We start from the raw sequence: 13,772 nt of genomic DNA on the forward strand, positions 1-13,772 counted from the left end.
TACGCCGAGGGCGCGGGTAGGGCGCGGGGGGGTTTGAACCCCGGCCGCGGGGTGGGTAGTTGCCCGCAATGAGACGGGGTCCCCCCTCGGGGCCCCCCCCGCCGGCCCCCGCGGGGGGGCGGGCGCTCGTGCTGCTGCTCGCCCTGCTGCTGCCCGGCGCCCCGACGGCCGCCGAGGCCCTTGCCGCGACCGCCCCGGCCGCCTCGGCGGAGACCGCCGAGTACGACGTCCTCGACACCCCGCTGCGGCTCCCCGCACGCGCCGTGCACCGCGCCGACGTACCCCGCCGCCTCGCACCGCTCCCCGACGCGGCGCCCGCCGACCCGGCGGACCGCCACCGCCCGTGCGCGACGGCATCGCGTCCGCCGTACGCCACGCCCCTGCTGCGCACCGTGGTCCTGCGCTGCTGACCGACCGACAGGTCCCGCACTCCCCCAGGTCAGTCAGTACTACGCAAGGAACACAGCCATGTCCTCAGACCCGTACGCGGTCCTGCGCGCCCTGCTGCGCGCGGAGGCCGTCCGCAGCGCGCCGAAGCCCGAGGCGAAGTTGGTGGAGCCGCCGAGGCCGCTGCCTCAGGAGCAGAAACGCGGTTGACCGGTCGGTCGGCAGCCGGGCGGCCCGCACGGGGCGCCCGGCCCACCTGGCCCGCCCGACTCACGCGGCCCACCCGACTCACCCGGCTCACCCGGCCCACCTGGCCCGCCCGGGCCACGCGGCTCACCTACGCCGGCGCGCCGTACCGAAGAGCGACCGGGTGATCTCGCGGCCGAGTTGCGTGCCCACGGAACGGGCGAGGGACCTGAACATCCCGCTGGCGACCACTTGTTCGACGAGCGAGGGTTCCTCTTTGAGCCGGGGTTTCTCGTCACGGGGCGCGGCCTTCGGCGCGGCGGCCGGGGTACGCCGCAGCTTCTCGTACGCCGACTCCCGGTCCACAGCCTGTGCATAACGTCCGTGGAGGGCGGACGCCCGTACCGCGTCGTCGAGTTCCGCCGCGTCGACCGGGGCCATCAGGGACTCCGGGGCCCGCAACCGGGTCGCCGCGACCGGCGTCGGGGCGCCCTTCTCGCTGAGCACGGTGACCACGGCCTCGCCGGTGCCGAGGCCGGTGAGCAGCTCCTCGAGGTCGTACGACGACTTCGGGAAGGTCTGCACGGTCGCCCGCAGCGCCTTCTGGTCCTCGGGGGTGAAGGCGCGGAGCGCGTGCTGGACGCGGTTGCCGAGCTGGGCCAGAACGTCGGACGGTACGTCCTTCGGGGTCTGCGTGACGAAGAAGACGCCGACCCCTTTCGAGCGAATCAGGCGCACGGTCTGGGTGATCGAGTCCAGGAACGCCTTCGAGGCGTCGTTGAACAGCAGGTGCGCCTCGTCGAAGAAGAAGACCAGCTTCGGCTTGTCGGCGTCACCGATCTCGGGAAGGTCGTGGAAGAGGTCGGCCAGCAGCCACATCAGGAAGGTGGAGAAGAGGAGCGGTTTGTCCTGCACGGCGGGGAGTTCCAGGACCGAGACGATGCCCCGGCCGTCCGGTGCCGTACGGAGGAAGTCGGCCGTGTCGAACTCCGGCTCGCCGAAGAAGTCCGCCATGCCCTGCGCCTCGAATGCGGTCAGCGAACGCAGGATCACCCCGGCCGTGGCCGTCGACAGCCCTCCGATGTCCTTCAGCTCGGGCCGGCCCTCGTCGGAGGTGAGGAAGGCGACCACCGCGCGCAGGTCCTTGAGGTCGATCAGCTCCAGGCCCTTGGTGTCGGCGTAGTGGAAGACCAGGCCGAGGGACTGTTCCTGGGTCTGGTTCAGCTGGAGCACCTTCGAGAGCAGCACCGGGCCGAAGCTGGTGATCGTGGCGCGGACCGGGACGCCGTGGCCGAGGCCGCCGAGTGCGAGGAACTCGGCGGGGAAGCCGGTCGCCGTCCACTCCTGTCCCACTTCACCCGCCCGCTCCAGGACCCTCTCGTCGCGCTGCCCGGGACGGGCGATGCCGGACAGGTCGCCCTTGACGTCCGCCAGGAACACCGGGACGCCCTGCGCCGAGAGCTGCTCGGCGATCAGCTGGAGCGTCTTGGTCTTGCCGGTGCCGGTGGCGCCGGCGACCAGGCCGTGCCGGTTGAGCATGGGGAGCGGGATGCGGATCGGGGCGTCGGGACGGCACCGGCCGTCCCAGAGGAGGGCGCCGAGGTCCAGGGCCTGCCCGGTGAACGCGTACCCGGCGGCGATCGCGGCTGCGGCCGGGGGTGGAGGCGAGGGCGGGTCGCCGGTCGCGGCGGCTTCACCGGCACTCATCATCCGACCCCCTGTTCCATTTTTGCCTTTTTGGTGACCTTTACGGCGTCTTTTCCAGCGTCGCACTCGGTCGCCATGGCTGCGCCCGGAACGTCAGGACCGGTAGGCTTTCCGTGTGATCTTCAAGCGCATCGGAAACGGCCGGCCGTACCCCGACCACGGCCGGGAGAGCACCCGGCAGTGGGCGGACGTCGCACCGCGCCCGGTCCGCCTCGATCAGCTCGTGACGACCAAGGGGCAGCTCGACCTGGAGACCCTCCTCGCCGAGGACTCGACGTTCTACGGCGACCTCTTCGCGCATGTCGTGAAGTGGCAGGGCGACCTGTACCTGGAGGACGGGCTGCACCGTGCGGTCCGCGCCGCCCTCCAGCAGCGTCAGGTGCTGCACGCACGCGTGCTCGAACTGGGCTGACCCGGCTCGGCCGATTCGACCGGCTCGGCCGACACCCGCTCGCCACCCGCCGTTTTCACGCCGGTTGCCCCTTTCGGGTTGGACCGTGCGACGTCGGATGATCATCTATTAGTCAATGCACCCGTGGCGCACTACGCTGCGCTCATGAGCATGCTGACTCCCCCCGGCATGGGCGGCCAGTACCGGATCACTGGGGACAAATTCCCTCGCATGCGCCCGCGCCGGCGGCGTGCCCGGCTCGTCCTCTCCATGGTCGCCTCCGTCACCGCGCTCGGCCTCGTCGGCTGGGGCACCCTGCAGCTCATCGACGTCTTCACGGGCGGCGACAAAGAGGCGGCGGCAGCCGGTGGCACGGCGTGCGTGAAGCAGGCCGCGGCGAGCCCGGGTCCGGCGGCCGGTGCGTCGGCGGCGGCGCTGCCGAAGCCGGCCCAGATCACGGTGAACGTCTACAACGCCACGACCCGTACGGGCCTGGCCAAGGACACCGCGGACGAACTAAAGAAGCGCGGCTTCAAGATCGGCGACGTCGGCAACGCGCCGGCGAAGTTCGACGCGAAGGTCAAGGGCACGGCGATACTGCTCGGACCGGCCTCGGCCCTGCACACGTCCCTGCCGGTGCTGGCCACGCAGCTCACGGCTCCGGACCAGCGCACGGAGGCGGGCCGCAAGGGCGCCGCCGTGGACCTGATCCTGGGCAACGCCTTCAAGACCCTCACCCCCCAGGCGACGGCGGCGAAGGCCATCACGGCCCTCTCGCACCCCGAGCCGAAGGCATCGAAGAAGACCTGCTGAGGCCCGCAGACCTCCGTCACGGCTGAACGCCGCCGGGGACAGCCGGACCGGAGGGGCACGGGGCCGTGTCGATGTGCGGCTCCGCCGCGTGCGCGCGACCGGGCACGACGGTCCCGCGGCCGCCGGCGCACCCGCACCCCTGCGGCGCCGAGACGGACGGCCCCTACTCGGCCGCCCCGTACAGGCGGTCGCCCGCGTCGCCCAGGCCCGGGACGATGTAGCCGTGTTCGTTGAGGTGGTCGTCGACAGCCGCCGTGACGACCGTGACCGGCGTCCCCGCCAGCTCCCGCTCCATGACCTCGACGCCCTCCGGCGCGGCCAGCAGGACCACCGCCGTCACGTCGTCCGCGCCCCTCCTGATGAGCTCACGGATCGCCGCGACCAGCGTGCCGCCCGTGGCCAGCATCGGGTCCAGGACGTACACCTGGCGCCCGGAGAGGTCCTCCGGCATCCGCGAGGCGTAAGTGGACGCCTGGAGCGTCTCCTCGTTGCGGATCATGCCCAGGAAGCCCACCTCGGCGGTCGGCAGCAGCCGGACCATGCCGTCCAGCATGCCGAGCCCGGCCCGCAGGATCGGCACCACCAGCGGGCGCGGACGGGCGAGCTTGACACCGGTCGTGGGCGAGACCGGGGTCTGGACGTCGACGGCCTCGGTCCGCACGTCCCGCGTCGCCTCGTAGGCGAGCAGGGTGACCAGTTCGTCGGCGAGCCGCCGGAACGTCGCGGAGTCGGTGCGCTGGTCGCGCAGGGTGGTGAGCTTGTGGGCGACCAGAGGGTGGTCGACGACGTGGAGACGCATGCCCATAACAGTAACCGCGTCCGCGTACACCTCGCGCGGGTCCCCGCTGGCATCAAACCCCCCGTCCGGGGGAAAGTGGGAATGACCGGACCTGGGGTGGTGTAACCGTGTCTGATCTGCCTGAGCTGCCTGAACCGCCCGACCGCGCGTACGGCGCGCCGGAGGGCGAGACCGAGGCCGAGCGGCGCCGCCGCCGGGCCCGGTTCCTGCGCGATCTCGCCGAGGCCAGGGCGCTGCGCGACCGGGTCCAGCCCCGCCGCGTCAAGACCGCCCGGCTGCGACACGCCATGCGTATGCGGACGTTCCGCTGGTAAGAGTCGGTAGAACCATAAGAACGGTAAGGGTCGTGAAGCCGATCCTCCGGCAAAGATCCACTCCTTGTGGCGCGTTGCGGTCCGTCATGGGGAAGGCCGTGCGTGGGCTGCGGGAAAACCCGCGTACGATCCGCAGGTGGCGGCAACGAGTGCGCTGGTGATTCCGTACGCGGGCACCTGGATGCCTCTTTGCATACGTGCGATCAAAACTGCCAGACACAGGGAGCCGAAGACGTCCCCTGAACGCCTTGTTTCTGCCACGATTCCGAGTGGGTGGGACTCGGAGCCCAGCTCTCCCCGCCCAGAACCTCCGCCGGGGGGACCCCCAACCGGCACGCCTAAGACCAGTGGGAGAGTCACGGTGTACTTCGCCGCACTGCTCGCGCGCACCGAAGACGGGTGGGAAGCGAGCGACACAGAGCTCGACGATGTGGAGACCTTGTCGGACCTGGCCGACCTGGCCCGGGAATCGGCGTCGGACGCCGACGACACGGTGCTCGTCTTCATCGAGCAGGAAGACGCGTGGTTCGGCGTCGTGCGCGTGGACGGCGAGGAGGACCCCCGGGTCTTCGTCTCCAACGCAGCCGCCGCCGCCCGTAGCTCGTACGGCGAGCTCCTGCTCACGGACGAACTGCTCGGAAGGGAGCCCAAGGACGAAGACGACGACCTGGACGCCCTCGACCTCGACGGCACCGAGGACGGTGAGCCGGAGGCCGAGGACGACGAGGACACGGATACGGGCACGGACACGTCCGCCGTACCGTCCGGCCCGGTCGGTGACAGCGGGATCCTCGACGACCTGGGCGTGAGCGCGAAGGAACTGCTGTCACTCAGCGACGACGCGCTCAGCGAGATCGCCGAGGTGCTGGGCGCCGCCGAGGTCCTGGAGACCGTCCGCTGACCTTCCACGAGGCAGCCGGGTCCGCCGACCCGGTACGCGACCGCTGGCGGGCCGCGATGCGGCTCGCCCTGGACGAGGCCGGCCGGGCCGTCCGGGGCGGGGATGTCCCCGTCGGCGCCGTCGTGCTGTCCCCGGACGGCACGACGGTGCTCGCGACCGGTCACAACGAACGCGAGGCCACCGGCGACCCCACCGCGCACGCCGAGGTCCTCGCGCTGCGCCGGGCCGCCGCGGCGCTCGGGGAGTGGCGGCTCACCGGCTGCACCCTCGTGGTCACGCTGGAGCCGTGCACCATGTGCGCGGGCGCCCTGGTCCAGTCCCGCGTGGACCGGGTCGTCTACGGCGCCCGCGACGAGAAGGCCGGTGCCGCCGGCTCGCTCTGGGACGTCGTACGCGACCGGCGCCTGAACCACCGTCCCGAGGTCGTCGAGGGCGTCCTGGCCGAGGAATCCGCCACGCTGCTCACAGAGTTCTTCCGGGCCCGCTGAGGCCCGCTCCAGCGCCGGTCCCGGGCCCCCGAATAGCGATTTCGGAGCACGGCCCCCCGTGCTGTAAGGTCTCTCTCGGTAGCGTGTCCGAGCGGCCGAAGGAGCTCGCCTCGAAAGCGAGTGTGGCGCAAGTCACCGAGGGTTCAAATCCCTCCGCTACCGCTGAAAAAGGGCCCCGTCGAAAGACGGGGCCCTTTCTGCGTCCATGGCCGCGCACATCTCCGTCGCGCGCCCCCGTTCGCGCCCCGGGACCCGGCAACGGGCCTCGACCAGCGGGCCGTTGGTCCCCGAGGGGGGCGCGAAGGTTACACTCGCGGCCGGCAGCAGGGTCCACAGGCTACGCAGACACGCCGGCAGAGGCAGGCACAGGGGAGGCCGCGGTGGCGGTGAATGCCAAGAAGATCGCCACGTACGTGCTCGTGGTCTTCGCGCTCTACGTGATCATTACAGACCCAGCCAAAGCGGCTGATTACGTCCAGATAGGCTTCGAGGGCATTTCGGACGCGGCCAAGGCCATCGGGACGTTCATGACCTGGCTCGTCAACGGAGCCAAATAGCGCACCACCCCCGGGAGCAACCATGATCCGCCACCTGGTCCTCTTCAAGCTCGACGAGGGCGTCGGGCGCGACGATCCGCGGGCCGTCGCGGGCGCCGCGGCCTTCTCCGCACTCGGCGACCAGATCGAGGAGCTGCGCTTCTGGGAGTGCGGCTGGAACATCACCGAGCGCCCCATCGCCCACGACTTCGCGATCAACTCGGCGGTCGAGGACGGGGACGCGCTGAAGCGGTACCTGGAGCACCCGGCCCACCAGGCGGCCGCGGCACAGTGGCGGGAGTTCGCCACGTGGGTGATCGCCGACTACGAGTTCTGAGCCGTACGGCGGCCCCCCGGAGGGCCGTACGAGGCCTTCCGCAGACCGTGCGGGACCTTCTGGGGACAGGCCCTCCGCCGGGAACAGCGGGGGGCCTTTCTGCGTCTTATGCCCCAACTTGCCGACTTTCACTCTCAACACGACGTTATGCGGTGCTTGCGCATGGTGCACATGTCTTGTGATGCTATGACCGCTTTTGACGGATGATTGACCGATGAAGAGGTGGCGTTGACCGTGTCGGCCAGTTCTGCGCCGCCCCAGGAAGAGGCGCCCGCCCCCGCTCCCCCCACTGCCCAGCCCCCCGACCAAGGACCCGCCCAGCCCCCCGCCCAGGCGCCCGCGCCGCCCCCGGAGAAACGGCGGGGCGCCGACACCCGGGCGCTGACCCAGGTGCTCTTCGGGCAGCTGAAGGACCTCAAGCCGGGCACGCCGGAGCACAACCGGGTGCGCGCGGCGCTCATCGAGGCGAACCTCCCGCTCGTGCGCTACGCGGCCGCCCGCTTCCGCTCCCGCAACGAGCCGATGGAGGACGTCGTCCAGGTCGGCACCATCGGGCTGATCAACGCCATCGACCGCTTCGACCCGGAACGGGGCGTGCAGTTCCCGACCTTCGCCATGCCGACCGTCGTCGGCGAGATCAAGCGCTACTTCCGGGACAACGTCCGCACCGTGCACGTCCCGCGCCGGCTGCACGAGCTGTGGGTCCAGGTGAACAGCGCGACCGAGGACCTGACCACCGCCTTCGGACGCTCCCCCTCCACCGCCGAGATCGCCGAACGGCTGCGGATCAGCGAGGAGGAGGTGCTGTCCTGCATCGAGGCCGGCCGGTCGTACCACGCGACCTCCCTGGAGGCCGCCCAGGAGGGCGACGGGCTGCCGGGCCTGCTGGACCGCATCGGCTACGAGGACCCGGCCCTGGACGGCGTGGAACACCGCGACCTGGTCCGTCATCTGCTGGTCCAACTCCCGGAGCGCGAACAGCGCATCCTCCTGCTGCGCTACTACAGCAACCTCACCCAGTCGCAGATCAGCGCGGAGCTGGGCGTCTCCCAGATGCACGTCTCCCGCCTCCTGGCCCGCAGCTTCCAGCGACTGCGCTCGGCGAACCGCATCGAGGCCTGACCGCACCCACCGCCGCGGCTCCCGCCCCGAGGCCCACCCCGAGCCCCACCCCGAGACCCTCCGCACGCGACGGCGCGTGCGCCGTCGCACGGCCCGCCGCACGCACCGGCGCAGCGCCCGCAGCAGGACCCGTTACCGGTCCGAGACACGCTTCAGGCGACTTGGTGCGGCCGAAACCGCAAGCAGGATCGAGCCATCACCGTCACGAGCGAATCGCTCACCAGCGCACTTCCCGACAGTTGGGGGTCGAAATACCGTCAGACCCCCTGCATCCAGGGCGGATTCACCTTCCCCGTGTCGACATGTCACTACAGCGTGTTGCCGACATGTGACATTCTGCCGGAAGCGCGTTTGCCGGGGCTTCGGCTCCGGTATTCAGGTGAAGGCGCCGTTCCTCGTGAGGGGCGTCGCCGCGACCGTCCCGCGACCCAAAGGGGGTGGCATGTCCGCAGACCAGGGCAGCTCGAAGGTGCTTACGCTCACTAAGAGCGAGGCAGCGCCCAAGGAGCTCGACGCCATCGACGTGCTCGACAGCATCGACGGCGCCCCGGCGCTGGAGACCCCTCCGACCCCGGATCTCCCGGTGGCCTCGGGAAACCTCGACACCCGCACCCTGTCCCGCTCCCTGTTCCTGCGCCTCGCCGCACTCGATGAGGACAGCCCCGAGCGTGCCTATGTCCGGGACACCCTGATCGAACTCAACCTCCCCCTCGTGCGCTACGCGGCGGCCCGCTTCCGCAGCCGCAACGAGCCGATGGAGGACATCGTCCAGGTCGGCACCATCGGCCTGATCAAGGCGATCGACCGCTTCGACTGCGAACGGGGCGTGGAGTTCCCGACGTTCGCGATGCCGACGGTCGTCGGCGAGATCAAGCGGTTCTTCCGCGACACCTCCTGGTCGGTCCGCGTCCCGCGCCGCCTCCAGGAGCTGCGCCTGGCCCTCACCAAGGCCAGCGACGAGCTCTCCCAGAAGCTGGACCGCTCCCCGACGGTCACCGAACTGGCCGCCGTGCTGGGCGTGTCCGAGGAGGACGTGGTCGACGGCCTGGCCGTGGGCAACGCCTACACCGCCTCCTCCCTCGACTCCCCGGCCCCCGAGGACGACGGCGGCGAGGGCTCGCTGGCCGACCGCCTCGGCTACGAGGACACGGCCCTGGAGGGCGTCGAGTACCGCGAGTCGCTGAAGCCGCTGCTGGCCAAGCTCCCGCCCCGCGAGCGCCGGATCATCATGCTCCGCTTCTTCGCGAACATGACCCAGTCCCAGATCGGCGACGAGGTCGGCATCTCCCAGATGCACGTCTCCCGCCTGCTGACCCGCACCCTGGCCCAGCTCCGCGAGGGCCTGATCGCGGACTGAACCGGTTCCGACGGGTTCCTTACTGACGGGGCGTCAGCCACACTGGCGCGATGCTTCTCCGTAGGACACCGAGTGGCCGCCGAGGCGCCGTCACGGCAGCGTCGGCGGCCGCCGTCTGCCTGGCCTCGGCACTCACGGCGTGCGGAGGCGGTGGCAGCGGCGGCTATACGGCGGTGGGGGCGGCCGGCACCTCACCGGGGACGTCGGGGGCGTCGTCGAGACCTACCGGATCGGTGACGCTGGTCCCGCTGGACGGCTCCCCGGCGGGGGCGACCAACGGCTCACCCTCGGCGGAGGACGGCCGGCCGGCGGCAGCGGCCGGGTCGGCCGACCCGGTGACCTCGGCCACGACGCCGCCACCCGCTGGCTCCCGGCGCGACGACACCCGGCCCCGACGGTCCACTCCGCCGGCGCCGAACTCGCCACAGCCGACTGCCACTTCTCCCACCGGCACCACCCCCACCGGCGCCTCGCCCGCCGCCCTCGCCTGGAGCACCCCCACCCGCGAGCCCACGGACAAGCGGTGGTGCGAGAAGGTGACGGTCGCGTTCCGCAACTCGGGCGGCACGGCGGTCCGTTCCGGCACGGTCACCCTCGGCACGCACATCATCGACCTGCTCGGCATCGACTGGGCGACGATCGAATCGACGGAGCCCCTGCCGGCCCCGGTCGCGCCCGGTTCCCGTACCAGCGGGACCTGGACGGTCTGCGTGGACGACTGGCGCGTGCCCCTGGGCATGCATGTCGAGACCCGGGTCGTGACGGTCGACTGGAGCTGAGCCGCGGCGCGTCCGTGCGGGCACGACGAAAGCCCGGGGTAGTGGACCCCGGGTTCTTCGTCGGGCCGCCGCCCCGACCCTCGTATCGCCCGAGGGGCCGAGCGAGCGGCGGGTGACTACTTGAGTGCCAGCCAGGCCACCGCCGCGACCACGACCACGACGGCGACGACGCCGAGGATCAGGCCGATGCGGGGGCCGCCGGAGGAGGAGGGGGACGCCGTCTGCTGGGAGGTCTGCGGAGCCTCGTCGACGAACGCCCGGAACATCTGGGTGCTGCCGGCGGGGTCGTAGTTGCCCTGGGGGCCCTGGGTGTTAGCCATGCCCCGAGACACTAGCGAATCCGGTGGTCCGGCCCAAGTGGGGGGCTGCCCGCAAGCGCAACCAGCCTCACCTGGGCGTTTACGTTCGCAATACTTGCCTTTGCCAAGTTTTTATCCCCATCGCCGCCCGTTTATTTGCCTGTGGCAACCAAGCAGTTCTATGGTTGCCCAAAGCAACGAATACGGGAGGTGTGATGGCGGAGCAGGCGCAGTTCGAGGAGCTGGCGCGTCAGCTCAGCGCCGTCGGAGCTGTGAAGCGGGACCTCGCGCGGATCCTGCCGCACGAATGCCCGGCCGGTTCCGCGGCCGTGCTGACGCTGCTCGGCCGCTACGGATCCATGCGCATGAGCAAGCTCGCCGAGCTGCTCGCCGTGGACATGTCCGTGACCAGCCGGCACGTGGCGCATGTCGCCGAGCGCGGCTGGATCGAGCGGTCCCCCGACCCGGCGGACAAGCGTTCCCGCATCCTGCACCTCACCCCCGCGGGCGAGGCGACGCTACGGGACCTGTCCCGGCGCAGCACCGAGCTGCTCACCGAGCGGCTGGGCGACTGGAGCCACGAGGAGGTCGACCAGCTGATCCGGCTGATGAGCCGGCTCCGGGACAGCTTCGACTGCCGGACCGGCCCTGTGCGGCCGACCGCGACGGGCCCGGCCGGGCCGGTCCCGGGATCCCCGAAGGCCGCCGCCACGGCCGCGGTCGCCTCCGCCGCCCGCGCCCCCACCATCGCCCCCGTACTCGAACCGACCACCCGTACACCCGCGTAAGACGTAAGAAAAGGAAGCCCATGGCAACGACCACACCAGCCGGTGTGCGGGCCCATGCAAGGCACGGGGGAGGCTCCGTCGAGCAGGCTGCCCCGATGACGCACCGGCAGATCATGGAAGCGATATCCGGGCTGCTGCTCGGCATGTTCGTGGCGATTCTGTCCTCCACGATCGTCACCAACGCCCTGCCGCACATCATCACCGACCTGGGCGGCGGCCAGTCCGCCTACACCTGGGTCGTCACCGCCTCCCTGCTGGCCATGACCGCGACCACCCCGCTGTGGGGCAAGCTGTCCGACCTGTACAGCAAGAAGGCGCTCGTCCAGATCGCCCTGGTCATCTACGTCCTGGGTTCCGCGGCCGCCGGTCTGTCGCAGAACGCCGGCATGCTGATCGCCTGCCGTGTCGTCCAGGGCGTCGGTGTCGGCGGTCTGTCGGCACTCGCCCAGATCGTCATGGCCGCGATGATCTCGCCGCGTGAGCGCGGCCGTTACTCCGGCTACCTCGGCGCGACCTTCGCCGTCGCCACCGTCGGCGGCCCGCTGCTCGGCGGTGTCATCACCGACACCTCGTGGCTGGGCTGGCGCTGGTGCTTCTACGTCGGCGTCCCCTTCGCCGTCGTCGCGCTGATCGTGCTGCAGAAGACCCTGCACCTGCCGGTCGTGAAGCGAGACGTCAAGGTCGACTGGTCCGGCGCGTTCTTCGTCGCCGCCGCCGTCTCGCTGCTGCTGGTCTGGGTCACCTTCGCCGGTGACAAGTACGACTGGATCTCCTGGCAGACGTACGCCATGATCGGCGGTTCGATCGCGCTCGGCCTGATCTTCGTGCTCATCGAGTCGAAGGCCAAGGAACCGATCATCCCGCTGCGGCTGTTCCGCAACCGCACCATCACCCTGGCCTCGCTGGCCTCCCTGTTCGTCGGTGTCGCGATGTTCACCGGCACGGTCTTCTTCAGCCAGTACTTCCAGCTGGCCCGCGACAAGTCCCCGACGATGTCCGGCGTGATGACGATCCCGATGATCGGCGGTCTGTTCATCTCCTCCACCGTCTCCGGGCAGTTCATCACCCGCACCGGCCGCTGGAAGGTCTGGCTGGTCAGCGGTGGCGTGCTCGTGACGGCCGGCCTCGGCCTGCTCGGGACCATCCGGTACGACACGACGTACTGGAAGATGGCCATCTTCATGGCGCTGCTGGGTCTCGGCATCGGCATGATGATGCAGAACCTGGTGCTGTGCACGCAGAACCAGGTCGAGCCCTCCGACCTCGGGTCGGCCAGCTCCACGGTCACCTTCTTCCGTTCCCTCGGTGGTGCGGTCGGCGTCTCCGCGCTGGGCGCGGTGATGGCCCACCGGATCACGCACTACGTGACCGAGGGCGCCGCCGCCCTCCCGCACAAGTACCAGGCCGCCCTGGCCGGTTCCAGCTCGTCCAACGACAGCCTCCCGGACCTGGGCAAGCTGCCGGTCCCGCTGCGCACCCTCTTCCAGAGCGCCTACGGCCACGGCATCGCCGACGTCTTCCTGATCGCCGGCGGCCTCGCGGCCCTCGCGTTCCTGATCAGCCTGTTCATCAAGGAGGTCCCGTTGAGGACCAAGGGCGCGCTCGCCCAGGCCGCCGCCGCGGAGCAGGGCATCGAGGCCGCTCCGGTCGCCGCCGCTGCCGTCCCGGCTCCCGCCGAGGAGACGGTCCCCAGCTGGGCCGCCCCGGTCGTGAGCGGCACCACGGACGCCGCCGCGGAAGCCACCCGGCAGTTCGCCGCCGTGGCCACCCTCGCCCCCGAGCAGTCGGCGGGCTCCGGCTCCACCCCGGTGCACGGCTTCGTGCGCGGCGCCGAGAGCGCCCCGGTCGCCCAGGCCGCGGTCACCCTCATCTCGCTCTCCGGCCGCCAGCTGGGCCGCTCGGTCGCGGGCTTCGACGGCTCCTACCGCCTGGACGCCCCCGGCGCCGGTTCGTACGTGCTGATCGCCTCCGCCGACGGCTACCAGCCGCAGGCCTCCACCGTCCTGGTGGGCGAGGACCCGCTGCCGTACGACATCCTGCTCAGCGGCACCAGCGGGCTGAGCGGTGTGGTGCGGGGCGCGGGCAGCGCGCTGCCGGTCAAGGACGCGATGGTGATCGTCACCGACGTGCGCGGCGACCTGCTGGCCACCGCGGCCACCGGTGAGCAGGGCCAGTTCGTCTTCGGTGACCTGGTGCCCGGTGTGGTGACGGTCGCGGTGAACGCGGCCGGGTACCGCCCCCGCGCCCTGCCGGTCCAGATCGGCACCACCGGGGTCACCCGGATCGAGGTCGACCTGGACGCCGGCGCCCAGCTCCAGGGTGTCGTAAGGGCCCCGCACGGGCCGCTGGCCGACGCCCGCGTCACCCTTGTGGACGCGGCCGGCAACGTGGTCGGCACGTCCACCACCGGCCTGGACGGCGCGTACGCCTTCGCCGACCTGGACGGCGGTGACTACACCGTGATCGCGACGGGCTACCCGCCGGTCGCCACGGCCCTGAACGTCACCGGCGCCGGTGTCGACGGGCACGACATCGAACTCTCCCACCCCGGCGAGTAGTTCACCGCGG

At 71.1% G+C, this 13,772-nt stretch carries 17 protein-coding genes and 1 tRNA gene; 15 read left to right on the top strand and 3 right to left on the bottom strand.

Annotated elements, in window-relative coordinates; genetic code table 11:
- Nucleotides 1–128: 128 nt before the first annotated feature.
- Nucleotides 129–410 (top strand): hypothetical protein, encoded by a 282-nt coding sequence (locus tag ACWGJB_RS24480; protein WP_453382254.1) that lies wholly within the window; start codon nt 129–131, stop codon nt 408–410.
- A gap of 58 nt (nt 411–468) precedes the next feature.
- Nucleotides 469–597 (top strand): hypothetical protein, encoded by a 129-nt coding sequence (locus tag ACWGJB_RS24485; protein WP_453382255.1) that lies wholly within the window; start codon nt 469–471, stop codon nt 595–597.
- Between the two features lie 123 nt (nt 598–720).
- On the opposite strand, the gene ACWGJB_RS24490 is transcribed toward ACWGJB_RS24485, so the two are convergent.
- On the bottom strand, nt 721–2,283 hold the full coding sequence (locus tag ACWGJB_RS24490; RefSeq protein WP_453382256.1) for a helicase HerA-like domain-containing protein: 1,563 nt from the start codon (nt 2,281–2,283) through the stop codon (nt 721–723).
- 112 nt (nt 2,284–2,395) lie between these two features.
- Here ACWGJB_RS24490 and ACWGJB_RS24495 point away from each other — a divergent pair, with 112 nt between their 5' ends.
- Both ACWGJB_RS24495 and ACWGJB_RS24500 read left to right on the top strand, forming a co-directional pair.
- Complete coding sequence (locus tag ACWGJB_RS24495) at nt 2,396–2,692, top strand: type II toxin-antitoxin system VapB family antitoxin (RefSeq protein ID WP_003955420.1); 297 nt, start codon at nt 2,396–2,398, stop codon at nt 2,690–2,692.
- Between the two features lie 144 nt (nt 2,693–2,836).
- Nucleotides 2,837–3,484 carry a LytR C-terminal domain-containing protein gene (locus ACWGJB_RS24500; protein ID WP_453382257.1) on the top strand — a complete coding sequence of 216 codons (648 nt, stop codon included), beginning with the start codon at nt 2,837–2,839 and terminating at the stop codon, nt 3,482–3,484.
- A gap of 163 nt (nt 3,485–3,647) precedes the next feature.
- Here ACWGJB_RS24500 and upp read toward each other — a convergent pair whose 3' ends face one another.
- Nucleotides 3,648–4,283, bottom strand: a complete 636-nt coding sequence (gene upp / locus ACWGJB_RS24505) for a uracil phosphoribosyltransferase (protein WP_360481103.1) — start codon at nt 4,281–4,283, stop codon at nt 3,648–3,650.
- Between the two features lie 116 nt (nt 4,284–4,399).
- On the opposite strand from upp, the gene ACWGJB_RS24510 reads away from it, so the two are divergent.
- From ACWGJB_RS24510 to ACWGJB_RS24550, 9 genes are all read left to right on the top strand, one after another.
- Nucleotides 4,400–4,597 (top strand): hypothetical protein, encoded by a 198-nt coding sequence (locus tag ACWGJB_RS24510; protein ID WP_360481335.1) that lies wholly within the window; start codon nt 4,400–4,402, stop codon nt 4,595–4,597.
- A 361-nt stretch (nt 4,598–4,958) separates the two neighbouring features.
- Nucleotides 4,959–5,498, top strand: a complete 540-nt coding sequence (locus ACWGJB_RS24515; protein WP_450760626.1) for a tRNA adenosine deaminase-associated protein — start codon at nt 4,959–4,961, stop codon at nt 5,496–5,498.
- Between the two features lie 56 nt (nt 5,499–5,554).
- Nucleotides 5,555–5,986 carry a tRNA adenosine(34) deaminase TadA gene (tadA, locus tag ACWGJB_RS24520; RefSeq protein WP_453382258.1) on the top strand — a complete coding sequence of 144 codons (432 nt, stop codon included), beginning with the start codon at nt 5,555–5,557 and terminating at the stop codon, nt 5,984–5,986.
- Between the two features lie 77 nt (nt 5,987–6,063).
- Nucleotides 6,064–6,148: transfer RNA gene (locus tag ACWGJB_RS24525), tRNA-Ser, on the top strand.
- A 218-nt stretch (nt 6,149–6,366) separates the two neighbouring features.
- A complete protein-coding gene (locus tag ACWGJB_RS24530; RefSeq protein WP_360481094.1) occupies nt 6,367–6,543 on the top strand; it encodes a hypothetical protein in 177 nt (58 codons plus the stop codon).
- A 22-nt stretch (nt 6,544–6,565) separates the two neighbouring features.
- Complete coding sequence (locus ACWGJB_RS24535) at nt 6,566–6,859, top strand: Dabb family protein (RefSeq protein ID WP_453382259.1); 294 nt, start codon at nt 6,566–6,568, stop codon at nt 6,857–6,859.
- Between the two features lie 234 nt (nt 6,860–7,093).
- Entirely contained in the window at nt 7,094–7,981 is an 888-nt protein-coding gene (locus tag ACWGJB_RS24540; protein WP_453382260.1) for an RNA polymerase sigma factor SigF, read from the top strand.
- A 442-nt stretch (nt 7,982–8,423) separates the two neighbouring features.
- Nucleotides 8,424–9,338 carry an RNA polymerase sigma factor SigF gene (locus tag ACWGJB_RS24545; RefSeq protein WP_453382261.1) on the top strand — a complete coding sequence of 305 codons (915 nt, stop codon included), beginning with the start codon at nt 8,424–8,426 and terminating at the stop codon, nt 9,336–9,338.
- A gap of 50 nt (nt 9,339–9,388) precedes the next feature.
- Nucleotides 9,389–10,117, top strand: coding sequence for a hypothetical protein (locus ACWGJB_RS24550; protein ID WP_453382262.1), 729 nt, complete (start codon nt 9,389–9,391; stop codon nt 10,115–10,117).
- Between the two features lie 116 nt (nt 10,118–10,233).
- On the opposite strand, the gene ACWGJB_RS24555 is transcribed toward ACWGJB_RS24550, so the two are convergent.
- Nucleotides 10,234–10,437 carry a hypothetical protein gene (locus tag ACWGJB_RS24555; RefSeq protein WP_453382263.1) on the bottom strand — a complete coding sequence of 68 codons (204 nt, stop codon included), beginning with the start codon at nt 10,435–10,437 and terminating at the stop codon, nt 10,234–10,236.
- Between the two features lie 194 nt (nt 10,438–10,631).
- Between ACWGJB_RS24555 and ACWGJB_RS24560 the strand changes: the two genes are divergently transcribed.
- Both ACWGJB_RS24560 and ACWGJB_RS24565 read left to right on the top strand, forming a co-directional pair.
- Nucleotides 10,632–11,204, top strand: a complete 573-nt coding sequence (locus ACWGJB_RS24560; RefSeq protein ID WP_453382264.1) for a MarR family winged helix-turn-helix transcriptional regulator — start codon at nt 10,632–10,634, stop codon at nt 11,202–11,204.
- Nucleotides 11,205–11,224: 20 nt separating this feature from the next.
- A complete protein-coding gene (locus ACWGJB_RS24565; protein ID WP_453382265.1) occupies nt 11,225–13,762 on the top strand; it encodes an MFS transporter in 2,538 nt (845 codons plus the stop codon).
- Nucleotides 13,763–13,772: the final 10 nt, after the last annotated feature.

The organism is Streptomyces sp. NPDC054813, assembly GCF_053611365.1.

Coding starts and splice junctions, on each gene's coding strand:
- ACWGJB_RS24555 (WP_453382263.1), bottom strand. CDS start 10,437: ATGGCTAACACCCAGGGCCCCCAGGGCAACTACGACCCCGCCGGCAGC.
- ACWGJB_RS24535 (WP_453382259.1), top strand. CDS start 6,566: ATGATCCGCCACCTGGTCCTCTTCAAGCTCGACGAGGGCGTCGGGCGC.
- ACWGJB_RS24560 (WP_453382264.1), top strand. CDS start 10,632: ATGGCGGAGCAGGCGCAGTTCGAGGAGCTGGCGCGTCAGCTCAGCGCC.
- ACWGJB_RS24545 (WP_453382261.1), top strand. CDS start 8,424: ATGTCCGCAGACCAGGGCAGCTCGAAGGTGCTTACGCTCACTAAGAGC.
- ACWGJB_RS24500 (WP_453382257.1), top strand. CDS start 2,837: ATGAGCATGCTGACTCCCCCCGGCATGGGCGGCCAGTACCGGATCACT.
- ACWGJB_RS24490 (WP_453382256.1), bottom strand. CDS start 2,283: ATGATGAGTGCCGGTGAAGCCGCCGCGACCGGCGACCCGCCCTCGCCT.
- ACWGJB_RS24550 (WP_453382262.1), top strand. CDS start 9,389: ATGCTTCTCCGTAGGACACCGAGTGGCCGCCGAGGCGCCGTCACGGCA.
- tadA (WP_453382258.1), top strand. CDS start 5,555: ATGCGGCTCGCCCTGGACGAGGCCGGCCGGGCCGTCCGGGGCGGGGAT.
- ACWGJB_RS24485 (WP_453382255.1), top strand. CDS start 469: ATGTCCTCAGACCCGTACGCGGTCCTGCGCGCCCTGCTGCGCGCGGAG.
- upp (WP_360481103.1), bottom strand. CDS start 4,283: ATGCGTCTCCACGTCGTCGACCACCCTCTGGTCGCCCACAAGCTCACC.
- ACWGJB_RS24565 (WP_453382265.1), top strand. CDS start 11,225: ATGGCAACGACCACACCAGCCGGTGTGCGGGCCCATGCAAGGCACGGG.